The sequence below is a fragment of the Bradyrhizobium prioriisuperbiae genome (assembly GCF_032397745.1).
GTDB lineage: Bacteria > Pseudomonadota > Alphaproteobacteria > Rhizobiales > Xanthobacteraceae > Bradyrhizobium_A > Bradyrhizobium_A prioriisuperbiae.
The window spans coordinates 3,275,908-3,298,052 of the sequence record NZ_CP135921.1 but is presented as its reverse complement, the minus strand read 5'-3'; the positions used below and the strand labels follow the sequence as shown (position 1 = coordinate 3,298,052).

General features: G+C 64.9%; 19 protein-coding genes and 1 pseudogene. 9 read left to right on the top strand and 11 right to left on the bottom strand.

From position 1 onward, the window contains the following. The first annotated feature begins 136 nt into the window (after positions 1–136). Positions 137–1,903 carry a type I secretion system permease/ATPase gene (locus RS897_RS15475; RefSeq protein ID WP_315837395.1) on the top strand — a complete coding sequence of 589 codons (1,767 nt, stop codon included), beginning with the start codon at positions 137–139 and terminating at the stop codon, positions 1,901–1,903. Beyond that, positions 1,900–3,249: an HlyD family type I secretion periplasmic adaptor subunit gene (locus RS897_RS15470; protein ID WP_315837394.1), complete on the top strand. Its 1,350-nt coding sequence runs from the start codon at positions 1,900–1,902 to the stop codon at positions 3,247–3,249. The genes RS897_RS15475 and RS897_RS15470 overlap by 4 nt, the downstream gene beginning before the upstream one ends. A 5-nt stretch (positions 3,250–3,254) precedes the next feature. On the opposite strand, the gene RS897_RS15465 is transcribed toward RS897_RS15470, so the two are convergent. The 5 genes from RS897_RS15465 to RS897_RS15445 all read right to left on the bottom strand — a co-directional run bounded on the left by RS897_RS15465 (position 3,255) and on the right by RS897_RS15445 (position 8,013). Continuing rightward, positions 3,255–3,938, bottom strand: coding sequence for an esterase/lipase family protein (locus tag RS897_RS15465; protein ID WP_407654552.1), 684 nt, complete (start codon positions 3,936–3,938; stop codon positions 3,255–3,257). Further along, a complete protein-coding gene (locus RS897_RS15460) occupies positions 3,938–4,837 on the bottom strand; it encodes an efflux RND transporter periplasmic adaptor subunit (RefSeq protein ID WP_315837392.1) in 900 nt (299 codons plus the stop codon). The genes RS897_RS15465 and RS897_RS15460 overlap by 1 nt, the downstream gene beginning before the upstream one ends. A gap of 16 nt (positions 4,838–4,853) precedes the next feature. Then, on the bottom strand, positions 4,854–5,051 hold the full coding sequence (locus RS897_RS15455; RefSeq protein ID WP_315837391.1) for a DUF1656 domain-containing protein: 198 nt from the start codon (positions 5,049–5,051) through the stop codon (positions 4,854–4,856). Continuing rightward, complete coding sequence (locus RS897_RS15450; RefSeq protein WP_315837390.1) at positions 5,048–7,147, bottom strand: FUSC family protein; 2,100 nt, start codon at positions 7,145–7,147, stop codon at positions 5,048–5,050. The genes RS897_RS15455 and RS897_RS15450 overlap by 4 nt, the downstream gene beginning before the upstream one ends. 110 nt (positions 7,148–7,257) lie before the next feature. Beyond that, positions 7,258–8,013, bottom strand: a complete 756-nt coding sequence (locus RS897_RS15445) for an SDR family NAD(P)-dependent oxidoreductase (protein WP_315837389.1) — start codon at positions 8,011–8,013, stop codon at positions 7,258–7,260. A gap of 319 nt (positions 8,014–8,332) precedes the next feature. Between RS897_RS15445 and RS897_RS15440 the strand changes: the two are divergent. From RS897_RS15440 to RS897_RS15425, 4 genes and pseudogenes are all read left to right on the top strand, one after another. Beyond that, positions 8,333–9,413 (top strand): annotated as a pseudogene (locus RS897_RS15440) (HlyD family secretion protein). Further along, on the top strand, positions 9,400–11,025 hold the full coding sequence (locus RS897_RS15435) for an MFS transporter (protein WP_315837388.1): 1,626 nt from the start codon (positions 9,400–9,402) through the stop codon (positions 11,023–11,025). The pseudogene RS897_RS15440 and the gene RS897_RS15435 overlap by 14 nt, the downstream one beginning before the upstream one ends. 166 nt (positions 11,026–11,191) lie before the next feature. Then, entirely contained in the window at positions 11,192–11,857 is a 666-nt protein-coding gene (locus RS897_RS15430; protein ID WP_315837387.1) for a hypothetical protein, read from the top strand. A gap of 184 nt (positions 11,858–12,041) precedes the next feature. Continuing rightward, positions 12,042–12,767 carry a thermonuclease family protein gene (locus tag RS897_RS15425; RefSeq protein WP_315837386.1) on the top strand — a complete coding sequence of 242 codons (726 nt, stop codon included), beginning with the start codon at positions 12,042–12,044 and terminating at the stop codon, positions 12,765–12,767. 101 nt (positions 12,768–12,868) lie between these two features. Here the strand turns inward: RS897_RS15425 and RS897_RS15420 are convergent, their stop codons facing one another. The 6 genes from RS897_RS15420 to RS897_RS15395 all read right to left on the bottom strand — a co-directional run bounded on the left by RS897_RS15420 (position 12,869) and on the right by RS897_RS15395 (position 17,185). Further along, entirely contained in the window at positions 12,869–13,657 is a 789-nt protein-coding gene (locus RS897_RS15420; protein WP_315837385.1) for a thioesterase family protein, read from the bottom strand. A gap of 46 nt (positions 13,658–13,703) precedes the next feature. After that, complete coding sequence (locus tag RS897_RS15415) at positions 13,704–14,672, bottom strand: NAD(P)H-dependent flavin oxidoreductase (RefSeq protein ID WP_315837384.1); 969 nt, start codon at positions 14,670–14,672, stop codon at positions 13,704–13,706. Positions 14,673–14,838: 166 nt separating this feature from the next. Further along, positions 14,839–15,447: a hypothetical protein gene (locus RS897_RS15410; RefSeq protein WP_315837383.1), complete on the bottom strand. Its 609-nt coding sequence runs from the start codon at positions 15,445–15,447 to the stop codon at positions 14,839–14,841. A gap of 150 nt (positions 15,448–15,597) precedes the next feature. Continuing rightward, positions 15,598–16,179 (bottom strand): YqaA family protein, encoded by a 582-nt coding sequence (locus RS897_RS15405; protein ID WP_315837382.1) that lies wholly within the window; start codon positions 16,177–16,179, stop codon positions 15,598–15,600. Between the two features lie 62 nt (positions 16,180–16,241). Continuing rightward, positions 16,242–16,643, bottom strand: coding sequence for a phosphoribosyl-ATP diphosphatase (gene hisE, locus RS897_RS15400; protein ID WP_315837381.1), 402 nt, complete (start codon positions 16,641–16,643; stop codon positions 16,242–16,244). A 146-nt stretch (positions 16,644–16,789) separates the two neighbouring features. Then, positions 16,790–17,185, bottom strand: a complete 396-nt coding sequence (locus RS897_RS15395) for a hypothetical protein (protein WP_315837380.1) — start codon at positions 17,183–17,185, stop codon at positions 16,790–16,792. Between the two features lie 242 nt (positions 17,186–17,427). Here RS897_RS15395 and RS897_RS15390 point away from each other — a divergent pair, with 242 nt between their 5' ends. The 3 genes from RS897_RS15390 to RS897_RS15380 all read left to right on the top strand — a co-directional run bounded on the left by RS897_RS15390 (position 17,428) and on the right by RS897_RS15380 (position 22,105). Beyond that, entirely contained in the window at positions 17,428–18,456 is a 1,029-nt protein-coding gene (locus RS897_RS15390) for an ABC transporter substrate-binding protein (protein ID WP_315837379.1), read from the top strand. A gap of 83 nt (positions 18,457–18,539) precedes the next feature. Then, complete coding sequence (locus RS897_RS15385; RefSeq protein WP_315838653.1) at positions 18,540–20,339, top strand: glucan ABC transporter ATP-binding protein/ permease; 1,800 nt, start codon at positions 18,540–18,542, stop codon at positions 20,337–20,339. Between the two features lie 359 nt (positions 20,340–20,698). Further along, positions 20,699–22,105: a D-alanyl-D-alanine carboxypeptidase family protein gene (locus tag RS897_RS15380; RefSeq protein ID WP_315837378.1), complete on the top strand. Its 1,407-nt coding sequence runs from the start codon at positions 20,699–20,701 to the stop codon at positions 22,103–22,105. Positions 22,106–22,145 lie beyond the last annotated feature (40 nt).

Below are 22,145 nucleotides of genomic sequence, written 5' to 3'. Positions count from 1 at the left end.
GGGACTGAGACCTGCGTCCGTCGTTTCGCGCTCATGATTTTGTGCCAAAACTCACAACCCAGGATTTCGGGCCCGTGTAGTTTGGACCCGGTTTTTAGACCCAGCTTCTTAAACCCATGACGAAAGATCAGGATTGATGGCTGCTCCTTCAGGTCCCGTGCCGGGACGCCGGCGCTCCGAACTCGGCGAGGCATTGCGCGCCTGCCGCAACGCCTTCATCGGCGTCGGCATCATGAGCTGCATGATCAACCTGCTGTATCTCAACGGCTCGCTGTTCATGCTGGAGGTCTATGACCGGGTGCTGCCGAGCCGCAGCGTGCCGACGCTGGTCGGCCTGATCATCCTCGCCGGCGGATTGTATATCGCCCAGGGCATTCTCGACGTGATCCGCGCGCGGGTCCTGGTGCGGATCGGGACGTCGCTCGATGAAGCGGTCGGACACCGGGTGTTCGAATCCGTCGTCCGCGTGCCGCTGGTCGCTGGCGGCAACAATGATGGCCTGCAGCCATTGCGCGATCTCGACAATGTCAGGTCGTTCCTGTCCGGCATGGGACCGAGCGCCCTGTTCGACCTGCCGTGGCTGCCGCTGTATCTCGCGGTCTGTTTCGCCTTTCACACCATGATCGGCGTGACCGCGCTGATCGGAGCGATCATCCTGATCATTATCACCCTGCTGACGGAAGTGCTGGCGCGGGGTCCGATGCGCGACGCCATTACGCTGTCGATGCGCCGCAACGATCTCGCCGCGGCGAGCCGGCGCAATGCCGAAGTCGTGGTCGCAATGGGAATGACGGGGCACCACACCCGGCGCTGGGGCAAAATCAACGACGAGTATCTTGCCGACAACCGACGCAGCAGCGACGTCACCGGCGGCCTCGGATCGATCGCCAAGGTTGCGCGCATGATGCTGCAATCGGCGGTGCTCGGGGTCGGCGCCTATCTCGTGATCCACCAGGAGGCGACGGCCGGAATCATCATCGCCGGCTCGATCCTGAGCGCGCGGGCGCTGGCGCCGGTGGACCTCGCCATCGCCCACTGGAAGAGTTTCACCGCCGCGCGGCAGAGCTGGCATCGCCTCAGCAAACTGCTCGCAGCGCTGCCCCCGCAACAGGAACTGATCCGGCTGCAGCCACCGACGCAGCGCCTGGTGGCCGAGAATATCAGCATCGTGCCGCCCGGCACCCAGAAGGTTGTCATCTCCGACGTGAGCTTCTCGCTCGATGCCGGCCATGGGCTGGGCATCATCGGTCCCAGCGGGTCCGGCAAATCGTCGCTGGCACGGGCGCTGGTCGGCGTCTGGCAGCCGGCACGCGGCAAGGTCCGGCTCGATGCCGCGGCGATCGACCAGTGGGAGCCCGACATCCTGGGCCGCCACATCGGGTACCTGCCGCAGGATGTCGAACTGTTCGCCGGTTCGATCGGCCAGAACATCAGCCGCTTCGATCCCGACGCCAAGTCCGACGACATCATCGATGCCGCGAAGGATGCCGGCGTGCACGGGCTGATCGTTGGCATGACCAACGGCTATGACACCCAGATCGGCGAACGCGGCAGCGTGCTGTCGGCCGGACAGGCCCAGCGCATTGCGCTGGCGCGCGCGCTGTACGGCAAGCCGTTCCTGATCGTGCTGGATGAGCCGAATTCGAACCTCGACGCGGAAGGCGACGAAGCGTTGACACGCGCCATTCGATCTGCGCGCGATCGCGGCGCGGTCGTGGTGGTGATCGCGCACCGGCCGGTGGCGATCGAGGGCGTCGACCTGCTGCTGGTGGTGAAAGACGGCCGCGCGCAGGCCTTCGGCCCCAAGGAGACCGTGCTCGGCCAGGTCATGCAAAAGGCGCAGCCGGCGCCACCACCGAATCCGATCAAGATCGTGGCGGAAGGCGGAGTCGCAAAATCATGACAAACACCACAACGACTGGACCCTCGCGCCGTTCGATCCGCCTGCACCTGATGGTCGGGCTGGTGGTTGTCCTGCTGCTGGCCGGCGGCCTCGGCGGCTGGGCCTCGACCGCGCTGATTTCGGGCGCCCTGATCGCGCCGGGATCGGTGGTGGTCGATTCCAATGTGAAGAAGGTGCAGCATCCGACCGGCGGCGTGGTCGGCGAGGTGCGCGCGCGTGACGGCGACCTGGTCAAGGCAGGCGACGTGGTGGTGCGACTGGACGACACCGTGACCCGGGCGAGCCTTGCCATCGTCAGCAAGAGCCTCAACGGCCTATTGGCGCGGGCGGCGCGGCTCGAAGCAGAACTGAGGTCGCTTCGCACCCGTACCGAAACCGAGGAGCATACCCCGCCACACACAATTGCGTTTCCGACCGCACTGCACGACCAGGCAACCAATCCCGACGTTCGCGCCGTGATGGAGAGCGAGGCCAAGCTGTTCGAGGTTCGCTCGACTGGCCGGACCGGACAGAAGGCACAGCTGAAGGAGCGCATCACCCAACTGAACGAGGAGATCGGTGGTCTCGCCGCACAGGAAGAGGCGAAAACCCGCGAAATCGCTCTGGTTGAGAAGGAACTTTCCGCAGTTCGAATCCTGTATGCGCAGAATCTGGTGCAAATTGCGCGGATTACGCAGGTCGAACGCGAGGCGGCCCGGCTGACCGGCGAGCGGGCGCAGCTGACCGCGACCCGCGCGCAGGCCCGAGGCAAGATTGCCGAAATCGAACTGCAGATCATCCAAATCGACAGGGATGCGATCAGCGAAATCTCGAAAGACCTGCGCGAAGCCAACGACAAGATCGGCGAGGCGGTTGAGCGCAAGATCGCGGCCGAGGACCAGCTGCGGCGTATCGAGATTCGCGCGCCGCAGGACGGCATGGTGCTGCAGTCGACGGTTCACACCGTCGGCGGCGTGATCACCGCCGGCGAGGCCATTATGATGATCGTGCCGCAAGGCGAAAATCTCTCGGTCGAAGCCAAGGTCAATCCGCAGGACATCGACAAGGTGCAGATCGGCCAGAGCACGCTGCTGCGATTTTCCGCCTTCAACCAGCGCACCACGCCGGAGCTGAATGGCACGGTGAGCCGGGTCTCTCCCGACACCACCACCGACCAGCGCACCGGGCTGAGCACCTACACCATTCGCGTCTCGATGACGCCGGAGGAGATCGCGCGTCTGGGCAACGTCAAGATCATCCCCGGCATGCCGGTCGAGACCTTCGTGCAGACCGGCGAGCGCACCATGCTGTCCTACCTCGCCAAGCCGCTGCACGACCAGCTGATGCGCGCGTTCAGGGAGAAGTAAGCGGGTCACCAACCCGTCGTGTGCCGAAAGCGCCCGTCGCGCAGGAACGCAATGGTCTGTTCGATCGCTGGTCCATGGCGCAGCAGCCACGGGTGGGCTGCGCCGACCACGATATGATCGGCCATGCCGGCGAGCCTGGTGTTCGCGACCGCGACCTTGCCGTCATGCGGCTTTGGCAGCAGCGCCGACGAAATCGGATCGATCGAGCGGTTGCCCGCGATGATGCCAACCGGATAATCGACCGCAGGCAAAAGCCTCTCTGTGGCGTGATCCCGCACCGTTGTCAGTTGCTGGCCGGCAGGTCCGAAATAGGCGCGGTAGAGCCTGAAGTTTTTGAGCCGATCGGCGACCTCGCTGCCGCCATTGGGCGTGCCCAGCATCACCACCCTGCCTAGCCGCTGCAATGGATGGGTCGCGAGATAGACCCGTGTCAGCAACCCGCCCATGGAGTGGGCCACGAAATGGATCGGCCCATCAAAACCGTCAGCGAACCGCGCGATAGCCGGGTGAATGTCCGTCGCCAGCGCGTCGAGTGGCTTGCGGCGGCTGGAATAGCCGAGGTTCAATGTCGCAAATCCCGCCGTGTCGAGCGCCCGCTGCATCTTGTCGAGGGATCGCGACGTCCTGGCGATGGCATGCAGAAGAACAACGCCGCCCTGACCGGATGATTTGGTGGCGCTGTCCAACATCATCGCGCCGGCGGCTTGACCCGGGCGCTGTCCGTCGTCCCCGTCACCACCACGGTCGCGGTCATGCCGGCGCTGAGCGTGACGCCGTCAGGCACCTTGTCGATGGCGATGCGGACGGGAATGCGCTGCGCCAGCCGCACCCACGTGAAGGTCGGATTGACGTTGGCGATCAGGTCGCTGCCGGTGGCGTTGTCGCGATCGGTGATGGCGCGAGCCACGCTCTGCACATGGCCCTCGATCGGCGCGGTAAAGCCCATCAGCCGGACCGAGGCCGCGTCGCCGATCTTGATATGGCGCAGCTTGGTCTCCTCGAAATAGCCGGCGACATAGTAGGAATCGCTGTCGACGATGGCCAGCGCGGCACGCCCCGCGGTGGCGTAGTCGCCGCGGTGGAACAGCAGGTTGGTGACATAGCCGTTGACCGGCGCGCGCACTTCGGTGCGCGCCAGATTCAGCTTCGCCACCCCGAGCGCCGCCTCTGCCTGATCGGAGGCGGCCTGAGCCGACAACGCCGCGGTACGCGCCTGGGTCAAGGCCTCGTCGGAGATCGAAATCGAGCTCAGCTTCTGGCGCCGGTCGTATTCCTCCTGGCGCTGGTCGAACAGGGTCTTGGCACCGACGAGTGCGGCTTCCGCCTGCGAGAGCGCCAGTTGGTAACGCGCGGGATCGACCACAAACAGCACGTCGCCGATCTTGACGGCCTGGTTGTCCCTGGCCTTCATGTCGATGACGGCGCCAGCCACATCCGGCGCGACATTGACCACATTGGCGCGCACCCGCCCGTCCCGCGTCCAGGGGCTGTCTTCATAGGTGCGCCACAGATACCAGCCGGCGATCGCCGCGATCACCACCGCAACCACCGTGACGGCAAAACGCACCATCGAGGTCATGTTCGGCATCGGAGTTTCGACCTCATCAAAGCGTGGACGCGACGAACGCGCTGAGCAGGATCACATACAGCGCGGTGTTGAACAGCGGCGGATGCCAGACGAAGCGATAGACCCCGAACCGTCCCAGCAGATAACGCAGGAGATACCAGACCAGCGCGGTGCCCAGAAGATAGCCGAACAGCGGCGGCAGGAACACGCCGTCCAGACTGATTTCCTTGATCATGCGGTCACCGGATCGGTCGGGGTATCACTTGAGGTCATGGGCGTCATCGGCGCGGCCGGCGCGAAGAAATCCGCATGCAGGCGCAAGGTCGTCTCGATGTTGTAAAGCGCCTCCGCCGCACGGACCAGCTCCGTCTGCTCGCCCGCAGCCAGCATGGCCTGACGCGCCGTCACCAGCACCGCGAGTGGCAGCGGCGACGCGCGGCCGCGGCGCATGCGCTCGAAATGCCCGGCGAGAGCCGCCAGCGCCTGCTGCACGGACGACACGGCCGCCGCCGGCAGCACCAGCCGCAGGTTGCGCAAAGCCAGGATGTTGAGGCCGATGCGCAGCGCCGCCAGGCTCGCCTGCAGGATCGCGCGCGGCTCCGCAACCATCGGGTCGAGCCGCATGAACAGGGCATTGATCCGGTCGAACATCCGGCTTTCAAAGGCCTGGCGCGTGTCGGCGACCGCCGAGCCGGCCGCATGCGCCAGGTCGCCGAACATGCCGCGACATAGCCGCCGCACAGCCCAGTCGGCGCCGATCGGCCGCAGCAGACCGAGCGCGGCGGCACCGATCCCGATGCCGACCACATAACTCACCACATTGTTGCCGAAGGCGGCAAAGTCGTAGGCCATGGTATTGGAAATTCCTATCAGCCCGCCCGCGACGAAAATCAGCGGCATGGTGAAAGGGGTCGCGACCGGTGAGGTCAGAAGCAGTCCACACAGCAGGTAGAAGGGCGCGAGCGCGACGACGAGCACCGGATAGGTCGTCAGCGGCGGCAGCACGGCGAACAAATAGAGCCACGCGATGAGACTGCCGACGATGCTCATCTTCAGGAACATGGTCGATGCCGCCGCCGGATTGTCGCGCCCGCCCATGATCGCGCACATGATGCCGGCATAGGTGATGGCGGTGGGACCGCTCGACCAGGCCGAGCCGATCCAGAATGCGCTAGCGATCAGCACCGTGACCATGGAGACCAGCCCGCCGACCACCGCAAGCGTGGTGTCGCGATAGGGATGAAAGCCAGGCGCCGGCTGACCATCGTCAAGGCGAAGCCCCGACGTTATGTGAGTCCGCAGCCAGACCGCATCGCGCCACATCTCCAGGATGTCGCCGAGCCGCAGCAGGATGCTGCGCAACAGGAATGCGCGGGGATCGCGCCCCAGCATCTCCCGCGAGGGAAGCAGGCGATCGATCTCCAGCTTGAGTGCCGCCTCCAATTCGCCTTCCCGGCGCGCATCATCCGGTGTGGTGGCCCCGGCTGAAGCGGCGATGTGATCGGCGGCCCGCGTCATCAGCGGCTGCAGCGCCTCCGCCGCAGCCGGACGATCCCGTCGCAGCAAGGCGAAGCGGTCGTAGACGGAGACAAGCAGCGCCAACAGCGAGAGCAGCGTGCCCTCGAAGCGGCGGATCACCGGATCGACCGCCCGGATGGCCGGGGTGTCGATGGCGGCGAACACGCGCAGGCCATCCAGCGCCACGGCCGAGGCGATGATGTCGCGCCGATCGACCAGGCCGCGGGCCTCGCTCTGGCGCCCCTGCAGCGCGTCCCCCACCCAGCGCGCCATGCGCGGCAGCATGGCATCCAGCGCCCGGCGCAGCGCATCACCGGCGCGCTGCGGAAACACTACGTGATGGATCAGCGTGGCGCAGGCGATGCCGAGCGTGATCTCGAGACAGCGCGCCACCGCGAAATCGAAGGCGGTGTCCGGCGCCAGCGCCGCCGGCAGACCGATGATCGCCGCCGAATAGCCCGACAGCATGCCGACATAGGCCTGCGGCGCATCGCGCAGATAGATTGTGATGAAGGTGCCGAGCCCGATCCAGATCGCCAGTGCCAGGCAGAACAGTTCCGGCGCATTGGAGAACAGCGCCACCATGAGCAGCGACATCACCGCGCCGATCAGTGTCCCCAGCACGCGATACAGCGACTTGGCCAGCACCATCCCGGCGAACGGCTGGGAGACGATGTAGACGGTGGTGACCGACCAGCTCGGCTGCGACAGATCGAGACGAAATGCGATGTACAGCGCCAGCATGGCGGCGACGAACGTCTTCAGCGAGAACACGCCGTCAAGCCAGCGGAATTGTCTGATAATCTGCAGCATATCGATGACGATCGGAACGCGTTTCGAAACGAGTCCGTTTGCCTAGCATCAATTCCGCGCGATCGCATGCCGGATTTTGTCCGGCATGCGATTGAAGCGTCGGACGGGCTCTAAACGGCCTTGGTCAGCGCGCCGTCGATGATCAGGTTGGTGCCGGAGATGCGGCTAGCCACCGGGCTTGCAAGGAACACCACGCCAGCGGCGACTTCCTGCGGCGTGCCCATCCGGCCGGTCGGATTCAACCCCATCGCCATCTTGTAGAGGTCCGGCGATCCCTGCTCGATATTCTGCCAGATGCCGCCTTCGAAGTAGGTGTTGCCCGGCGATATCGCGTTGACGCGAATGCCCTTGGCGATCAGCTGGGTGCTGAGGCCCTTGGCGTAATGGATCAGCGCCGCCTTGAACGCGCCGTAGGAACCGGCGGCGAAATCGACCTCGAAACCTGACACACTGGAGACGATCGCAATCGATGCGATCTTGGATTTTTCCAGATACGGAAGTGCTGCGGCGATCGAATTCACCGTGTGCATCATATCGACGCGAAACGACTTCTCCCAGGTCTCCTCGGTATTGCCGACGGCAAGCGCGCTCACATTGCAGACAAGACCATCGATGCCGCCGAGCTCTCCGGCCGCGCCTTCGACCCATTGCTTCAGCGCCGCAGGGTCCGCCACGTCGATCGCCTGGCCCCATGCCTTGATACCCTTGGCCGTGAGTGACTTGACCGCGCTGCCGACACCGTCGGCGTTGCGTGCGCAGATCGCGACATTGGCGCCCTCGTCGGCAAACAGCTCGGCAATCGCAAGCCCGATGCCCTTGCTGCCGCCGGTGATCAGGATGTTCTTGTTTTTCAATCCGAGATCCATGCTCCGTTCCTTTTTTTGTGATCGACCCGAGAGATATGACAGCGGCACGACGCCGTGCACTCCGGCGGAGATGTTGAAGCAATGATCGGCACAGTCAAACGGTTCTGTCGCAGCCCCCGCCCCGCTGCATGGATTGCGGGCAAACCGATCACGGCCGCGGCACCGCCGGGGGTTCTACAATCGCCCATCGGGAGATGGTAATGTCCTGTCGCAGAACAGCAATCCGCCCGCTTGCATCGAGCGGCCGAATTGTTCAGACCATGACCTGTAACGACAAGACCTGCAAAGATCCGGGTTTGCGATGGGGGAATGAACCGCGATGATGCGCCGCTTGATGTTGCCGCTGGCCGCCGTACTCGCAGCCCCTGGTTCTGGTCGGCGTTGCGACCTGGCGCTGGGATGCCTGGACCGGCCGTTGGGCGACGCAGACCACCAACGACGCCTACATCCGTGCCCAGATCACCCGGCTCGCCACCCGCGTCGCCGGCGAGGTCCGCACGGTTGCAGTCAACGACTTCCAGCGCGTCAAGGCCGGCGACCTGCTGGTGGAAATCGCGCCCGAGGATTATGCCGCCCAGGTGGCCCAGGCGGAGGCCAGCGTCGAGGCGGCGAAGGCCACGCTGGATAATCTCGACAATCAAGTGGAGCTGCAATACGCCACCATCGCCCAGGCCGAGGCGGCGCGGCAGTCGGCCATCGCGCGTGAACTCGAGACCAGCCAGGAACAGGAACGCCAGCAATCGCTGAGCGTGACGTCATCAGGCACCCGCCAGAGGCTGGAACAGGCGATCGCCGATCACGCTCGCGCCCAAGCCGATCTCAAGGCCACCGCCGCCGTGATCGCCGCCCAGCGGCATCAGCTCGAAGTGCTGAACGGCACCAAGAAGCAACGCGCCGCCGACGTGCTCGGCGCCCAGGCGGCGCTGACCGCGGCCAAGCTGCGGCTCGGCTACACCAGGATCATTGCCCCGTTCGATGGCTTGGTCAGCGAACGCCAAGTGCAGCCCGGCGACTATGTGAACATCGGCAGCAACCTGATCAGCGTGGTGCCGCTGCCGAACGTCTATGTGATCGCGAACTACAAGGAAACCCAGCTCACGCGCGTCAAACCGGGCCAGCCGGTGGATGTCACCGTGGACACCTTCTCGAGCGAGCGACTGCAGGGACGGGTGGAGCGGATCGCGCCGGCCAGCGGATCGCAATTCGCGCTGCTGCCGCCTGACAACGCCACCGGCAATTTCACCAAGGTGATCCAACGAATTCCGGTGCGCATTACCCTGGACAAGGGCCAGCCGCTGCTGGAGCGGCTGCTGCCGGGCATGTCGGTGGTGACCCGCATCCATACCGACGGCAACATTCAGCCCACGGATGGCGCGAGCACCGCCGATGCCCGAAAGTAAAGTCGTCGAAAGCGGCCCGGTTTCCACCGGCGGTGTCTCACATCGCCCGATGTTCGCCGTCGCGGCCGTGTTGCTCGGCGCATTCCTGTCCAACTTCCATGGCCGCCTGTTCTCGATCGGCCTGCCCGATCTGCGCGGCGCGCTGGCGCTGGGTTTCGACGAAGGCGCCTGGCTCAGCACCGCGGCCACCGCGCCGCAGATCTTCATTGCGCCGGCTGTGGCGTGGCTTGCCACCGTGTTCGGAATCCGCCGCGTGCTGATCGGGCCGAGCATTCTCTATGCGCTGGTCTCGCTGCTGATTCCGCTGACGCGGGACTATGCGGCCTTGCTGACACTCAACCTCGTCCACGGACTGCTGATCGGCACCTTCGTTCCGGTCACGCTGATGATCATCTTCCGCAACCTGCCGATGAAATGGTGGGTGGCCGCGATCGCGGTGTATTCGTTCCGGGTCGGCTTCACCCAGAATTTCGGCGTCTGGGCGGTGGGATTCTATGTCGAACACCCAGGCTGGGAATGGCTGTACTGGCAGGACATTTTCCTCGCCCCGCTGATGGGCCTGATGGTCTATCTGGGAACGCCGCACGAGCCGATCAACAGAGCGCTGCTTGCCAATGCCGACTGGGGCGGCATGCTGCTGGCCGGCGCGGGTCTCGCCATGCTGTATGCCGGTATCGACCAGGGCAACCGGCTGGATTGGCTGACCTCCGGCACGGTCACTTCGCTGCTGGTCGCGGGCGGCCTGCTGCTGATCGCCTTCTTCATCAACGAGGCTGTGGTCCGTGAACCATGGGCGCAGCCCAATGTGCTGTTCTCGCGCAATATCGGATTGTCGCTGGTCGTCATCCTGCTTTACTCGCTGACCAGCCTCTCCAATGCGTCGCTGGTGCCGAATTTTCTCACCACCATTGCGCAGTTGCGCCCCGAGCAGACCGGCCCGCTGCTGCTGGCGTGCGTCGCCGCACCGATCCTGGCGCTGTTGCCGCTGACGGTCTATCTGCTGCATCGTTTTGACGTGCGCGCGGTGCTGTACATCGGCCTTGCGGCCTTCGCCATCGCCAGCCTGCTCGGCACCTCCGTCAGTCACGACTGGTCGCGCGGTGATTTCGTTCCGATGCTGCTGCTGATGTCGGTGGGGCAGGCATTTTCGCTGGTGCCGCTGATCCTGATCGCACTCGCCAATTCGGACCCGGCCCGCGCCACCTCCTTTGCCGCCTACATCCAGGTGATGCGGCTGGGCGGCGCCGAGATCGGGTCTGCCCTGATCGCGACCTGGCTGCGGGTGCGCGAACAGACCCATTCGAACTTCCTGGGACAGAACGTCACCAGCAGCGATCCCGAAGCGGTGACCCGGCTGAACCAGCTGTCAGCGCACTTCGCCGATCACAGCGCAGGCCTTGCGCCTGGGCGGGCGCTGGGCACGCTGGCGAGCCTGGTGCAGCGCGAGGCCAATGTGCTGGCTTATATTGACGGTTTCTCGCTGACCTTCAGCCTGGCGATTGCGGCCCTGATCTTTGCGGCCTGCATCGGACCCTCGCCGGCCGGGCCGTTCACACCGGCGGCAGGCCCCGCGCCCACCCCGGCCGCAAAGCCCGTGCCCGAAGGTGCCTGAGTGCCGCCTGCCGGCTGAGGGGACCGCTGCCCCAGTTTCTCCCGATTGTGCCGGTAACCGTTGCGGCCGTGGTTAAGCCATACTTAACAAGTCTTTGCGAAGACGCGTTGGGGGGCGGTTGAACCGGCCGGACGGAGCGCTCTTGACCTTGCGAATGACACTCGGCGTGTTGGCAGTTGTTGGCGTCGCCGGCGCGGTGGCGGCTGGCGCTGTCGCGCTCGCGCGCACCTTCAGTTTTCAGGAGCACTCGGAGGCCGCCGATCTGCAGCCGGCCGCGCCGTTCCCGGCGTCGAATGCGACCGTCAAGGCCGACAAGCTTGCGGTCGGCGCCCCGATCAGGCTGGCGTCGCTATCCTCAACCGAAGTGCCCGAACCACGCCCGCCACGCCCCTCGCCGGTCAACCAGTACGCCGCGCTCGACACCGGTGCAGTGGCCGCACTCGACGGCAGGCTGCCCGCCGACCTGATGAAGCCCTCGGTGGGCGACCAGCCCAAGCCCAAGGCCGCGGCGGTCAAGCCGGCGAAGCCGACCAACGTCATCCTCAACGATGCGCAGATCGCGAGCCTGAAGCAGCGCCTCAGACTGTCGGCCTCCCAGGAGCAGTACTGGCCGGAGCTCGAAGTCGCGCTGCGTGCCGTGGTGAAGCAGATCTACGAAGCCAACAAGAAATCTCCCGGCAAGACCGTGCCGGTCGACACCTCGACGCCGGAAGTCGAACGGCTGAAGACGGCGGCGATGCCGTTGTTGATGCAGATGCGCTCGGACCAGAAGACCGAGGTGATCATGCTGGCCCGGATCATCGGCATGGAGAAGCTGGTCGCGATGCTGTAGCGCCAGCATTGCTGATAACGCCGACCGGCACGTTGCATTGCGTCACACCATATCTTGAAATTGCCGGACTTGACTTGGCGGTCGAATCCCGACGGCAATAGGCGGCGTTGGGATCGGGCGGGCGTCGGCGCGGACACCGCCGGCACATTCATTGAATAATATGCGGCTGATTTCAGGAGCAGTGATGCTGAAGATTGCCTTGTCCATTGCGACGATCCTGCTGGCCGCAACGGGGATCGCCAGCGCTGCGGATGTCACCGGCGTCCCCCATGTCATCAGCGGCGGCGCGGTCAACATCGGCAAGGCCCGGCTCCGTCTGGCCGCGATTGCCGCCCCCGCACTCGAGCAGCTCTGTGTGGATGCAGCGGGCGAACGCTGGGCATGCGGCCTCACGGCGCGCGACGAACTCGCCAAATACGTTGGATCGAAGCCGTGGGCCTGCCAGAGCACGCGTATCGAGCGGTTCGGCCGCACCATCGCCAAATGCACGGTGGACGGCGAGGATATCGCAAAGTGGCTGGTGCGATCCGGCTGGGCGGTCGCGTTGCGGATTTCCCATGACTATGACGCGGACGAAACCGAGGCGAAGACCGCGAAGGCGGGGTTATGGGCCGGCGCGTTCATCGCGCCGCCGGAATGGCGCCGGCGCAACAAGCAGGCCCCCGTGCTCGGAAGTCTCGACGTCAATCCCGCCTCACGCGCGCTGCTGCTGCGCGGGCGGTCCGCGTCCAAGCCGCCGTCGCCCGAATGCGCCATCAAGGGCCATGTCAACCGGTCCGGCACCTGCATCTATCATGTGCCGGGCGGCCGCTGGTACGCGCGCGTCAGCATGGAGCCCGACAATGGCGACCGCTGGTTCTGCTCGAAGGAAGAGGCGGAGCTGGCAAGCTGCCGCGAGACCAAGCGGTAGCTTTCTTCGTAGCCCGCATGAGGCGAAGCCGACATGCGGGATAACAACCTCAGCGCACATCATCCCGGATATCGCTTCGCTCATCCGGGCTACAGCCGTGGTTACCGCGGTTCGACCACCAGACTCTGGATCACCCGTCCGAAATAACCCTGCGCATCGGCAAGGCGGGCGATCGACAACCCGGCACCGTCGGGGCCGGAATAGGATTCCGCATTGACCAAAATCCAGTCGCCGGCCGGATAGCGGGCGAGATTGACGGTCAGGTCGGCGTTGATGAACATCCACTTGCTGAAATCCAGCGACGGCGAAGTGCCGTTGCAAAAATCGGAAGCGATCACCGCACGAAGCAGCGGCGACAGCGGCTCGCCTTCGATCAGGGGCACGTTGGCGCGAAACCAGATCGCGGCCCGTCCCTGTTCGATGAAGCGACCGAACGCCGGCCGCATCGACATGGTACCGAGAAAGACATTGCGCGCGGAATTCATGTTGTCGTCGCGGCACTGATCGGGACCGGGCACATCGAGCGGAGGCGTTGCCGCCTCGACCGGAATAGCGTTTTCCGCCGTCCGGACCTTGAGGACGCTGGCACGCACCACCTCGACATCGTCAGCGAGCAAACGAACCTCGCGGAGCTGGATCTTCCGCCCCTCCTTGATGATCTCGCTGGTGAATGTCAGCGGCGCCACCGGCACCGGCCGCATCAGGTCGATGGTCAGCCGTGCAACCCGCATCGGCACCGGTGACGGCAGCGAGGCGGCGATCCAGGCCACCAGCGCCGCCGGCGGCGAGCCGTGCTGCGCGCGCGGATCCCAGGGGCCACCGGCCCGCGGGCTGGTCCACACACGATTGCCGTCGAGGCGAAAGATCGCGTCGTCAGGCCGCGCGGTCACGACCAGGCCTCGCGAGATCGAATGCGTGTCATGCCGGTGGCCGCAATCACAATGGCGGATCGATCGCTTCGTCGTATTCCTTCTTGAAGCGCGCGATCAGCTCTGCCGCGGGCAACACCTGCTCGATGCTGCCGACGCCCTGGCCGCTGCCCCAGATCTCTTTCCAGGCCTTCGGCTTGGCGCGCTCGCCGCTGGCATCCGTTCCGAAGTTCATCTTGGAGGGATCGGATACCGGCAGATTCTCCGGATCCATGCCGGCGGCGACGATCGACGGCTTGAGATAGTTGCCGTGCACGCCGGTGAACAGATTCGAATAGACGATGTCCTCGGCCCCGGATGCGGTGATCATCTGCTTGTAGGTGTCCACGGCGTTCGCCTCCTTGGTGGCGATGAACGCCGAGCCGATATAGGCGAAGTCGGCGCCCAGCACGCGCGCGGCGCGGATGGCGCGGCCGTTCGCGATGGCGCCCGACAGGGCGATCGGGCCGTCGAACCATTTGCGGGTTTCCGCCACGAACGCCAGCGGCGAGATCTGCCCGGCATGACCGCCCGCGCCGGCTGCGACCAGCACCAAGCCATCGGCGCCCTTCTCGACCGCCTTGTGCGCAAACTTCTGATTGATCACGTCGTGGAAGACGATGCCACCCCAGCCGTGCACAGCCTGATTGAGCTCTTCACGCGCGCCCAGCGAGGTGATGATGACAGGCACGCGATATTTCTCGCACAGCGCCATGTCCTGATCGAGCCGGTTGTTCGACTTGTGGACGATCTGGTTGACGGCGAACGGCGCGGAGGGACGCTCGGGGTGCGCCTTGTCGTGGGCCGCAAGCTCTTCGATGATGCGCGCCAGCCATTCGTCAAGCAGCGCCGCCGGGCGCGCATTCAGCGCGGGAAACGACCCGACGATACCGGCCTTGCACTGGGCGATCACCAGATCCGGGTTGGACACGATAAACAGCGGCGATCCGATCACCGGCAGCGACAGGCGCCCCTTGAACAAGGCAGGCATGCTCATTCGTCGAAATCCTTTTGTCTCATCCCAAACGGGCTGTTTCTCCGGCGGGCGCGGCCCGCATCATGTCCGAACGATGCCAGAAGGGTGGATCAAAAAGCAATCTTGCAATCGGGATGGAGGCAACCGCGCGACGCTTGCATGCCAGACATGTAAAGGGAAAAGCCGGCTATTGGCAGAGCGCGCGGATCACGAAATTCTCGACCCGGCACTCCTGGAAGTCCTGCTTCTTGCCGGACAAAATCACGCTTGCCGGGCAGCTTTCCGCGGAGTCGGAATCCAGGCTTTGCCCTTCCTTGTAGCCCTTGTCGGTGCACATCCTGGTGGCCGCCACCTTGCAGTCCGGCGCGCCGTTGGGTGCAACCGGGCATTTGATCCGGCCCGCCACCACCTGCCCCTTTGAGAAGCGGGTCAGGTTGTCGGTCGCATCCCTGGTGCGGGCGTTGAGGTCTTCAAGCGTCTGTGCCGGTGTCTTCAACGGCGGCAGGCCCCAGGGGGGCTCGCTGAAGAATTTGCCGATCTCATCGACAAAACCGGGACGGCCCGACGCCAGCGGCTGATCCGGGTCGGGCGTGGCCTGCACCACTGGCGGCGGCTGTTGCGGCGGCCACGGTTGCGGCGCTTGTGCAGGAGTCGGCGATGCTTGAGTTGGCGATGGCTGCGGCGCCAAGGAGGTCTGCGACCAGGCGGCGCTCGCCGCCAGCAGCACCAGCACGACCGACACCGCGCCCGTCGTCTGTGCGGCCGGACGCACGATCATCCGAAGTCGGTCAGACATAGCAGGGGCCGCGATCCATGAATCAGCTTTGAAGGCACAGGACCATTGTAGGGGGTTTTCGAAGCCGATTGAATTGGAAAAGCACGATCTTCTGCTCAACCGAACGGCGGAGACGGCCGGACCGGCGCGCGATCCGGCGGGAACCGCGGCTCAAAACGCTTTGATCGCGATGACGAAGCCCAGCGCCAGCACGATCGCGCCCAGCGCCACCCACAGTCCCAGCCGCTTCTCGATCTGCGCCTTGATCCACGGGCCGTAACGATTCATCAGGATCGCCACAATGAAGAAGCGGCCGCCGCGGGCGATGATCGAGCACAGCACGAACAGCAGCAGATTATAGCCGGCGAAGCCGGACGCGATGGTGACGAGCTTGTAGGGGATCGGCGTCAAGCCCTTGCCGATGATGATCAGAGCGCCCCACTCGGCATAAGCCGCGCGAAACCCGTCGATCTTGTCGCCCAAGCCATACAGCTGGATCAGCCACTGCCCGAGGGAATCGTAGAGAAGCGCACCGATCGCGTAACCGGCCACGCCGCCGGCCACCGACGTGATGGTGCAGACCAGCGCATACAGCCACGCCTTGTTCGGGCGCGCCAGCGACATCGGGATCAGCATCACATCCGGCGGCACCGGAAAGAACGAGCTCTCGGCGAACGAGACCGCTCCCATGATCCAAAGCGCATAAGGCTTGTCGGCGGCAGCAACACACCAGTCGTAGATACGTCTCAGCATGGCGCGATGAAGCACCCTCGGACCGATTTGTCCATGCAGGGAATTATGAATTTGATGGCGATTTAACGGTGCTTTCGCAGCCGTCCGCCGTCGATCGCGACAATTGGTCGCCGATTGAGGCCGGCTGCCGTCCGCTTGGCCAGCTTCGCCGCCGTTTTAGGCAGCTTTTCGGCAATGCCCAGCAGGCGCTCACGCTGGTCCATTTCCGTCCACACATCGGCCGGCTCGATCCCGAGGGCGGCCCACAGCACGGTCAGGTTGTAGAGCAGATCGGCGCTTTCGCGGACCACCGCGTCGGGATTGCCACCTACCGCATCGATCGCGACTTCGACGGCTTCTTCCGCCAGCTTCTTGGCCATCTTGGCCGGACCCTGCTGGAGCAGGCGCGCAGTGCGCGACGCGGCGGGATCGAGATCCCTCGCCGTCACGACCGCTGCATAAAGCCGTTCCATCGAATCACTCATGCAGCCGACACTAGCGAAAAGCCATCTCCGTGGTGTTAACGAAAGGCGCGGCAAATCGCTGTCATAAAGCAAACACCCGCCGGGTTGACCCAGCCGGGTGTTGAACTCGATCAGGCACGCTCAGGCGTGCGCGGTGTCAGGCGCTGTTACCAGCCACCGTAATAGCGCGGCCCGCCGCCATAATAACCCGGACCACCGTAGCCATAACCCCGACCGTAATAGCCGGGACCACCATCATAGTAGCGTTCCCGATAATAATCCCGGCGCTGGGACTCGGCGATCGCGCCGCCGATGATCCCGGCGAACGCACCGAACGCGGCAATCGCAGCGGCATTGTTGCCGCCACCGCGGCGATAGCGGCGGCGTGCCGCGCTGAAATCGGTCGCACCGCTGGCCGCAACGACGCCAGCCGAGGCCGTTGCCGGAGCCGGGCCGGCATCACGCGCCAAAACCGGCACGGGCTCGAACATCGTCAGCGCCAGCGCGGCGACTGTCGCGAGCGCAACACCGCGGGCGGTGAAAGAAAGACCTCGACGCATCATTTCAGCACTCCTCAAATGCCCCCTGACCCAATGGTCAGACCTGAGAAAACGAACCGGGGCACTTTAGGTTCCCTTAACCCAACGCAAGCTGAACGGATTTGGGCTGATATGTGACCTTGGCCGATGTAGCCTGCTACCGTCTGTCGCAGGTTGGCTTGAGACATGCTGTCGCGAAACCACCATATGGATACCGATAAACCATCAATCTCCCACTGTTCATGCTAGTGCAGTATCTGGAGCCGATGTCATACACCCCGACCCGCCGCCGCATGCTGCTGAGCGCCATCGGCGCCGGTGTGCTCGTCAGCAGCCGGAAGGCTCGTGCGGCGACGGCGCTGCGTTTCTCGTTCGAGCGTCCGCTGGACGGCACCACGGCTCCCTTCATGGTGGCCGCCGCCGGCGGACTGTTCGGCGCCGAAGGCGTGACGGTGACGATGGACACCGCCGCCGGCTCGCAGGACGCCATCAGCCGCGTCGCGTCAGGTGCAAGCGAAATGGCGCTGGCAGACCTCAACGCGCTGATCCGCTTTCGCGACGGTGACACGGCGCCCGCGGTGAAGGCGGTGTTCGTGCTGTTCGACAAGGCACCCTATGCCGTGATCGCGCGCCGTAGCCGTGGCATCAACACCCTCACCGACGTGGAGGGCAAGACGCTCGGTGTCGCCGAGGGCGATCTCGCGATCCGGTTCTGGCCGTCGCTTGCCCACAGCAACAACGTCAATAGCGCCAAGGTCAGGTTCGAAAAGATCAGCGCCGCGGTGCGCGAGCCGATCCTGTCGGCCGGCCAGGTCGATGCGGTGACCGGCTTCTCGTATCTGTCAGCGATCAATCTGCGGGATCGCGGCATTCCGGCCAGCGATCTCGCGGTGCTGCGGTTCGCCGACTATGGCTGCGAGGCCTACGGCCAGGCCGTGATCGTCAACCCGAAATTCGCCGCCGATCATGTGGACGCCGTCAGCGCTTTCCTGCGGGCCCTGATCGCGGGCGTCCGGCTGGCCAATGACGCGCCCGGGCGCGCCATCGACGATGTCATCACGCGGGTCGATGGCGCATCGCGCGATCTCGAACTGGAACGGCTGCGCGTCGTGCTCAAGGACAACATCGTCACCGACCACGTCAAGGCGCATGGCCTGGGCAGCATCGATGCCGCGCGTTTCCGCGCCTCACTCCAGGCGATAGCAGCGGATTTCAAATTCCATAAAAACTTTACACTTCCGGATATTTTCGACGACACCATGCTGCCGCCGCCCGAGCAACGGCAGATCAATTGAGTGCAAAAACACCCGCCATGGGTGTATTCCCACATCAATCCCTGATTAGATCGCCCCCTGATTAGCGTAATGGTCATGGGTTTATCGCGATGCTTCGCCTCTACGTCCGCGTTCTTCAATTGCTGGGAAAAGAATCGCGGCTCGGCTGGGTGCTGGCCATTGCCAACCTGCTGCTGGCCGTTGCCCAGTTCGCCGAGCCCGTCCTGTTCGGACGCATCATCGATGCGCTGTCCGGAGCCCCGGCTGCCGGCGGCCTCGCGGGCACGCCCCCGGCCATATGGTCGCTGCTCGGAATCTGGGCCGCCTTCGGCCTGTTCACCATCGCCTGCGGCGTGCTGGTGGCGCTGCATGCCGATCGTTTGTCGCATCGGCAGCGGCAGGCGATCCTGACGACGTACTTCGAACACATCATGCAATTGCCGCTCACCTTCCACACCGGCATCCATTCCGGGCGGCTGATGAAGGTGATGCTGCAGGGCACCGACGCGCTGTGGCGGTTGTGGCTCGGCTTCTTCCGCGAGCACTTTGCCGCGATCATGTCGCTGATGGTGCTGCTGCCGCTGTCGCTTTATCTCAACTGGCGGCTGGCGATCCTGCTGTTCGTGCTGTGCATCGTGTTCACGGTGCTGACCACGCTGGTGGTGCGCAAGACCTACAGCCTGCAGAGCGAAGTCGAACAGCATTTCAGCGACCTCGCGGCACGTGCCTCGGACTCGCTCGGCAACGTGGCGCTGGTGCAGAGCTTCGTGCGCGTCGACGCGGAGGTTCAGGGACTTCGCAGTGTCGCGGGCAAATTGCTGGCGGTGCAGATTCCGGTGCTGTCGTGGTGGGCCATCGTCACGGTGATGACGCGCGCCTCGACCACCATCACCATCCTCGCCATCTTCGTGGTCGGCATCATCCTGCATGGACAGGGTCTCGCCAGCATCGGCGAGATCGTGATGTTCGTCTCGTTCGCCACCATGCTGATCCAGAAACTCGAGCAGGTGGTCAGCTTCATCAACAACATCTTCATGGAAGCGCCGCGGCTGCAGGAGTTCTTCGACATCCTCGACGCCGTGCCGGCGGTGCGCGACCGCCCGGACGCCATGGATCCCGGCCGCCTGCAGGGCCTGGTCGAATTCGACAACGTATCGTTTTCCTATGACGGCAAGCGGCCAGCGATCGAAGACCTCTCGTTCACGGTCCTGCCGGGCCAGACCATCGCGCTGGTCGGCCCCACCGGTGCGGGCAAATCGACCGCGATCGCGCTGCTGCACCGGGCGTTCGACCCGCAGTCCGGCATCATCAAGATCGACGGCATGGACATCCGCGCCTTGAAGCTGAGCGCCCTGCGCCGGAATATCGGCGTGGTGTTTCAGGAGGCGCTGCTGTTCAACCGCACCATTGCCGACAATCTGCGGGTCGGCAAACCCGACGCCACAGAGGCCGAGATGCGGCAGGCGGCCGAGCGCGCGCAGGCGCTGGAGTTCATCGAGCGCGGCTCGCAGAAGTTCGAGACCAATGCCGGCGAACGCGGCCGGATGCTGTCCGGCGGCGAGCGTCAGCGCCTCTCGATCGCGCGCGCGCTGTTGAAAAATCCGCCGATCCTGATTCTGGACGAGGCCACCAGTGCACTCGACGCCGTGACCGAAGCCAAGGTCAATGCCGCACTCGACGCCGTGATGCAGGGCCGTACCACGTTCGTGATCGCGCACCGGCTCTCGACCATCCGCAATGCCACCCGCATCCTGGTGTTCCAGAACGGCCGGGTGATCGAAACCGGAACGTTCGATGAACTGGTGGCACGTGGCGGGCATTTTGCCGATCTCGCCCGGGCCCAGTTCATGGTCCAGGACCATACGCCCCCCGCGCCGCAAGCGGAGACGCCAGCGCAGATGTGATCAGGGGGCGACCGATGGTCGAAATTTGGCCCCTTTCGTGGACGACTCCGGCCACGCCCGCTGCAGCTCAGGAACCCTGGACGAACCTTGGACGAACCTTGGGAACCTCTGTTCGGAACGGCGAGAACAGGATAAGTTTTCGCGGCATCAACCGATTTGCGGTGAACGCTCTCGGATCCGGCCCTGACACGGCTTGATCGAGGGCCACCTGATCGTCAACGATACGCTTCAAGGACGTCGAGCCGACAGGCCGACGCGCCGCAACGGACCGGAATCGGACATTGCTTTCTCTGATCGCCTCACCTCACAAATCCCTTGTCGGCCGCCTCCTCAGCTGTCTCGCGCTCGCGACATGCCTGATGGCGTTCGCAGCGCCGCGCCCAGCCAGCGCCGAGGCCACCCTCGTGGTCGAAGCCGACACCGGCAAGGTGCTGTTCGCTGAGAACGCGACTTACCCCTGGTATCCGGCATCGGTCACCAAACTGATGACCGCCTATGTGGTGCTAAAGGCGGTCAAGGACGGCAAGCTGACCCTCGACAGCCTGATCACGGTGTCGCCGGTCGCAGCGAGCCAGGCGCCCTCCAAGATGGGCTTCAAGGCTGGCACGCAGGTCACCATCGACAACGCCATGAAGATGATGATGGTGAAGTCCGCCAACGACATGGCCGTGGTGCTGGCGGAAGGGATCGACGGATCGGTCGAGGCGTTTGCCGACGACATGAACCGCACCGCGCTGCGCCTCGGCATGACGCAAACCCACTACGTCAATCCGAACGGGCTTCCCGCCGACGGGCATGTCACGTCCGCCCGGGATCTCGCCATCCTGGCCCGCGCCATCCTGCGCGACCTGCCGGAATACGAGTATTTCGTCCACATCCCGGCGATCAAGTTCGGCCGACGGGTGACCCGCAACTTCAACAGCCTGATCGGGCGCTATCCCGGCGCCGACGGCATGAAGACCGGCTTCATCTGCGCCTCGGGCTTCAATCTCGTGGCGTCCGCGACCCGCAACAACAAGCGGCTGATCGCCGTGGTGCTGGGCGCATCGTCATCGAGCATGCGCGCGTACAAGGCGGCGCAACTGCTGGAGCGCGGCTTCTCGGGCACCGGCCTCGCCTGGCTGACGCCGTCGCTTGGCACCGTCGACGCGCTGGTCCCGGTCGCGGCCGAACCACCCAATCTGCGCGACGACATGTGCGGGCCGAACCGCAAGCGCCAGCAGGCACCGGAGTCCGATGACGACAACGCCGGGACGACAGCAAGCGGCGAAGGCGGCCTGTCGCTGTTCGCCGGCCTGCAGGTCGGCCAGGCCAAGGCGTCGGAGCTGATGGCGGCAGGGGCCGGACCGGTCGAGCCCGTTATCGTCTACACCGGACCGAAGAAGGCCGGTGCGGCCCTGATCGCGGCGAACGCCGCCGATGCGGACAGCCAGACCCCCAAAGCCCGAGGCAAAGGCAAAAAGGCGCGCCTTGCCGGGCACAAGACGGACGCCAAAGCGGACGCAAAAACCGCGGCAAAGCCGGCCGCTGACGCCAAGCCCGGCAAGACCGCCAGTGTCAAACCCGCGGCTGACAAAGCAACCGCGAAGCCTCACGCGAGCAAACCCGCAGCCTCGCCGGCCAGCGCCGCGGCGAAGCCGGCCGCCGCCAAAGGCGCCAAGACCGACCCCGCGGCCAAGCCGGCCAAGGGCAAGAAGGAAAGCAGCGCTGCCAAGCCGGTGATCCAGGGCACAGCCCCCGGCGCTACCAGCGCACCGCACAGCTGAACACAACCGGCCATCAGCGGCTCATGAGCCCCTTCATGAG

Excerpts from the sequence above, each read along its gene's own strand:
- RS897_RS15475 (WP_315837395.1), top strand. The coding sequence starts at position 137 with ATGGCTGCTCCTTCAGGTCCCGTGCCGGGACGCCGGCGCTCCGAACTC.
- RS897_RS15470 (WP_315837394.1), top strand. The coding sequence starts at position 1,900 with ATGACAAACACCACAACGACTGGACCCTCGCGCCGTTCGATCCGCCTG.
- RS897_RS15465 (WP_407654552.1), bottom strand. The coding sequence starts at position 3,938 with ATGTTGGACAGCGCCACCAAATCATCCGGTCAGGGCGGCGTTGTTCTT.
- RS897_RS15460 (WP_315837392.1), bottom strand. The coding sequence starts at position 4,837 with ATGCCGAACATGACCTCGATGGTGCGTTTTGCCGTCACGGTGGTTGCG.
- RS897_RS15455 (WP_315837391.1), bottom strand. The coding sequence starts at position 5,051 with ATGATCAAGGAAATCAGTCTGGACGGCGTGTTCCTGCCGCCGCTGTTC.
- RS897_RS15450 (WP_315837390.1), bottom strand. The coding sequence starts at position 7,147 with ATGCTGCAGATTATCAGACAATTCCGCTGGCTTGACGGCGTGTTCTCG.
- RS897_RS15445 (WP_315837389.1), bottom strand. The coding sequence starts at position 8,013 with ATGGATCTCGGATTGAAAAACAAGAACATCCTGATCACCGGCGGCAGC.
- RS897_RS15435 (WP_315837388.1), top strand. The coding sequence starts at position 9,400 with ATGCCCGAAAGTAAAGTCGTCGAAAGCGGCCCGGTTTCCACCGGCGGT.
- RS897_RS15425 (WP_315837386.1), top strand. The coding sequence starts at position 12,042 with ATGCTGAAGATTGCCTTGTCCATTGCGACGATCCTGCTGGCCGCAACG.
- RS897_RS15415 (WP_315837384.1), bottom strand. The coding sequence starts at position 14,672 with ATGAGCATGCCTGCCTTGTTCAAGGGGCGCCTGTCGCTGCCGGTGATC.
- RS897_RS15410 (WP_315837383.1), bottom strand. The coding sequence starts at position 15,447 with ATGTCTGACCGACTTCGGATGATCGTGCGTCCGGCCGCACAGACGACG.
- RS897_RS15405 (WP_315837382.1), bottom strand. The coding sequence starts at position 16,179 with ATGCTGAGACGTATCTACGACTGGTGTGTTGCTGCCGCCGACAAGCCT.
- hisE (WP_315837381.1), bottom strand. The coding sequence starts at position 16,643 with ATGAGTGATTCGATGGAACGGCTTTATGCAGCGGTCGTGACGGCGAGG.
- RS897_RS15395 (WP_315837380.1), bottom strand. The coding sequence starts at position 17,185 with ATGATGCGTCGAGGTCTTTCTTTCACCGCCCGCGGTGTTGCGCTCGCG.
- RS897_RS15390 (WP_315837379.1), top strand. The coding sequence starts at position 17,428 with ATGTCATACACCCCGACCCGCCGCCGCATGCTGCTGAGCGCCATCGGC.
- RS897_RS15380 (WP_315837378.1), top strand. The coding sequence starts at position 20,699 with ATGGCGTTCGCAGCGCCGCGCCCAGCCAGCGCCGAGGCCACCCTCGTG.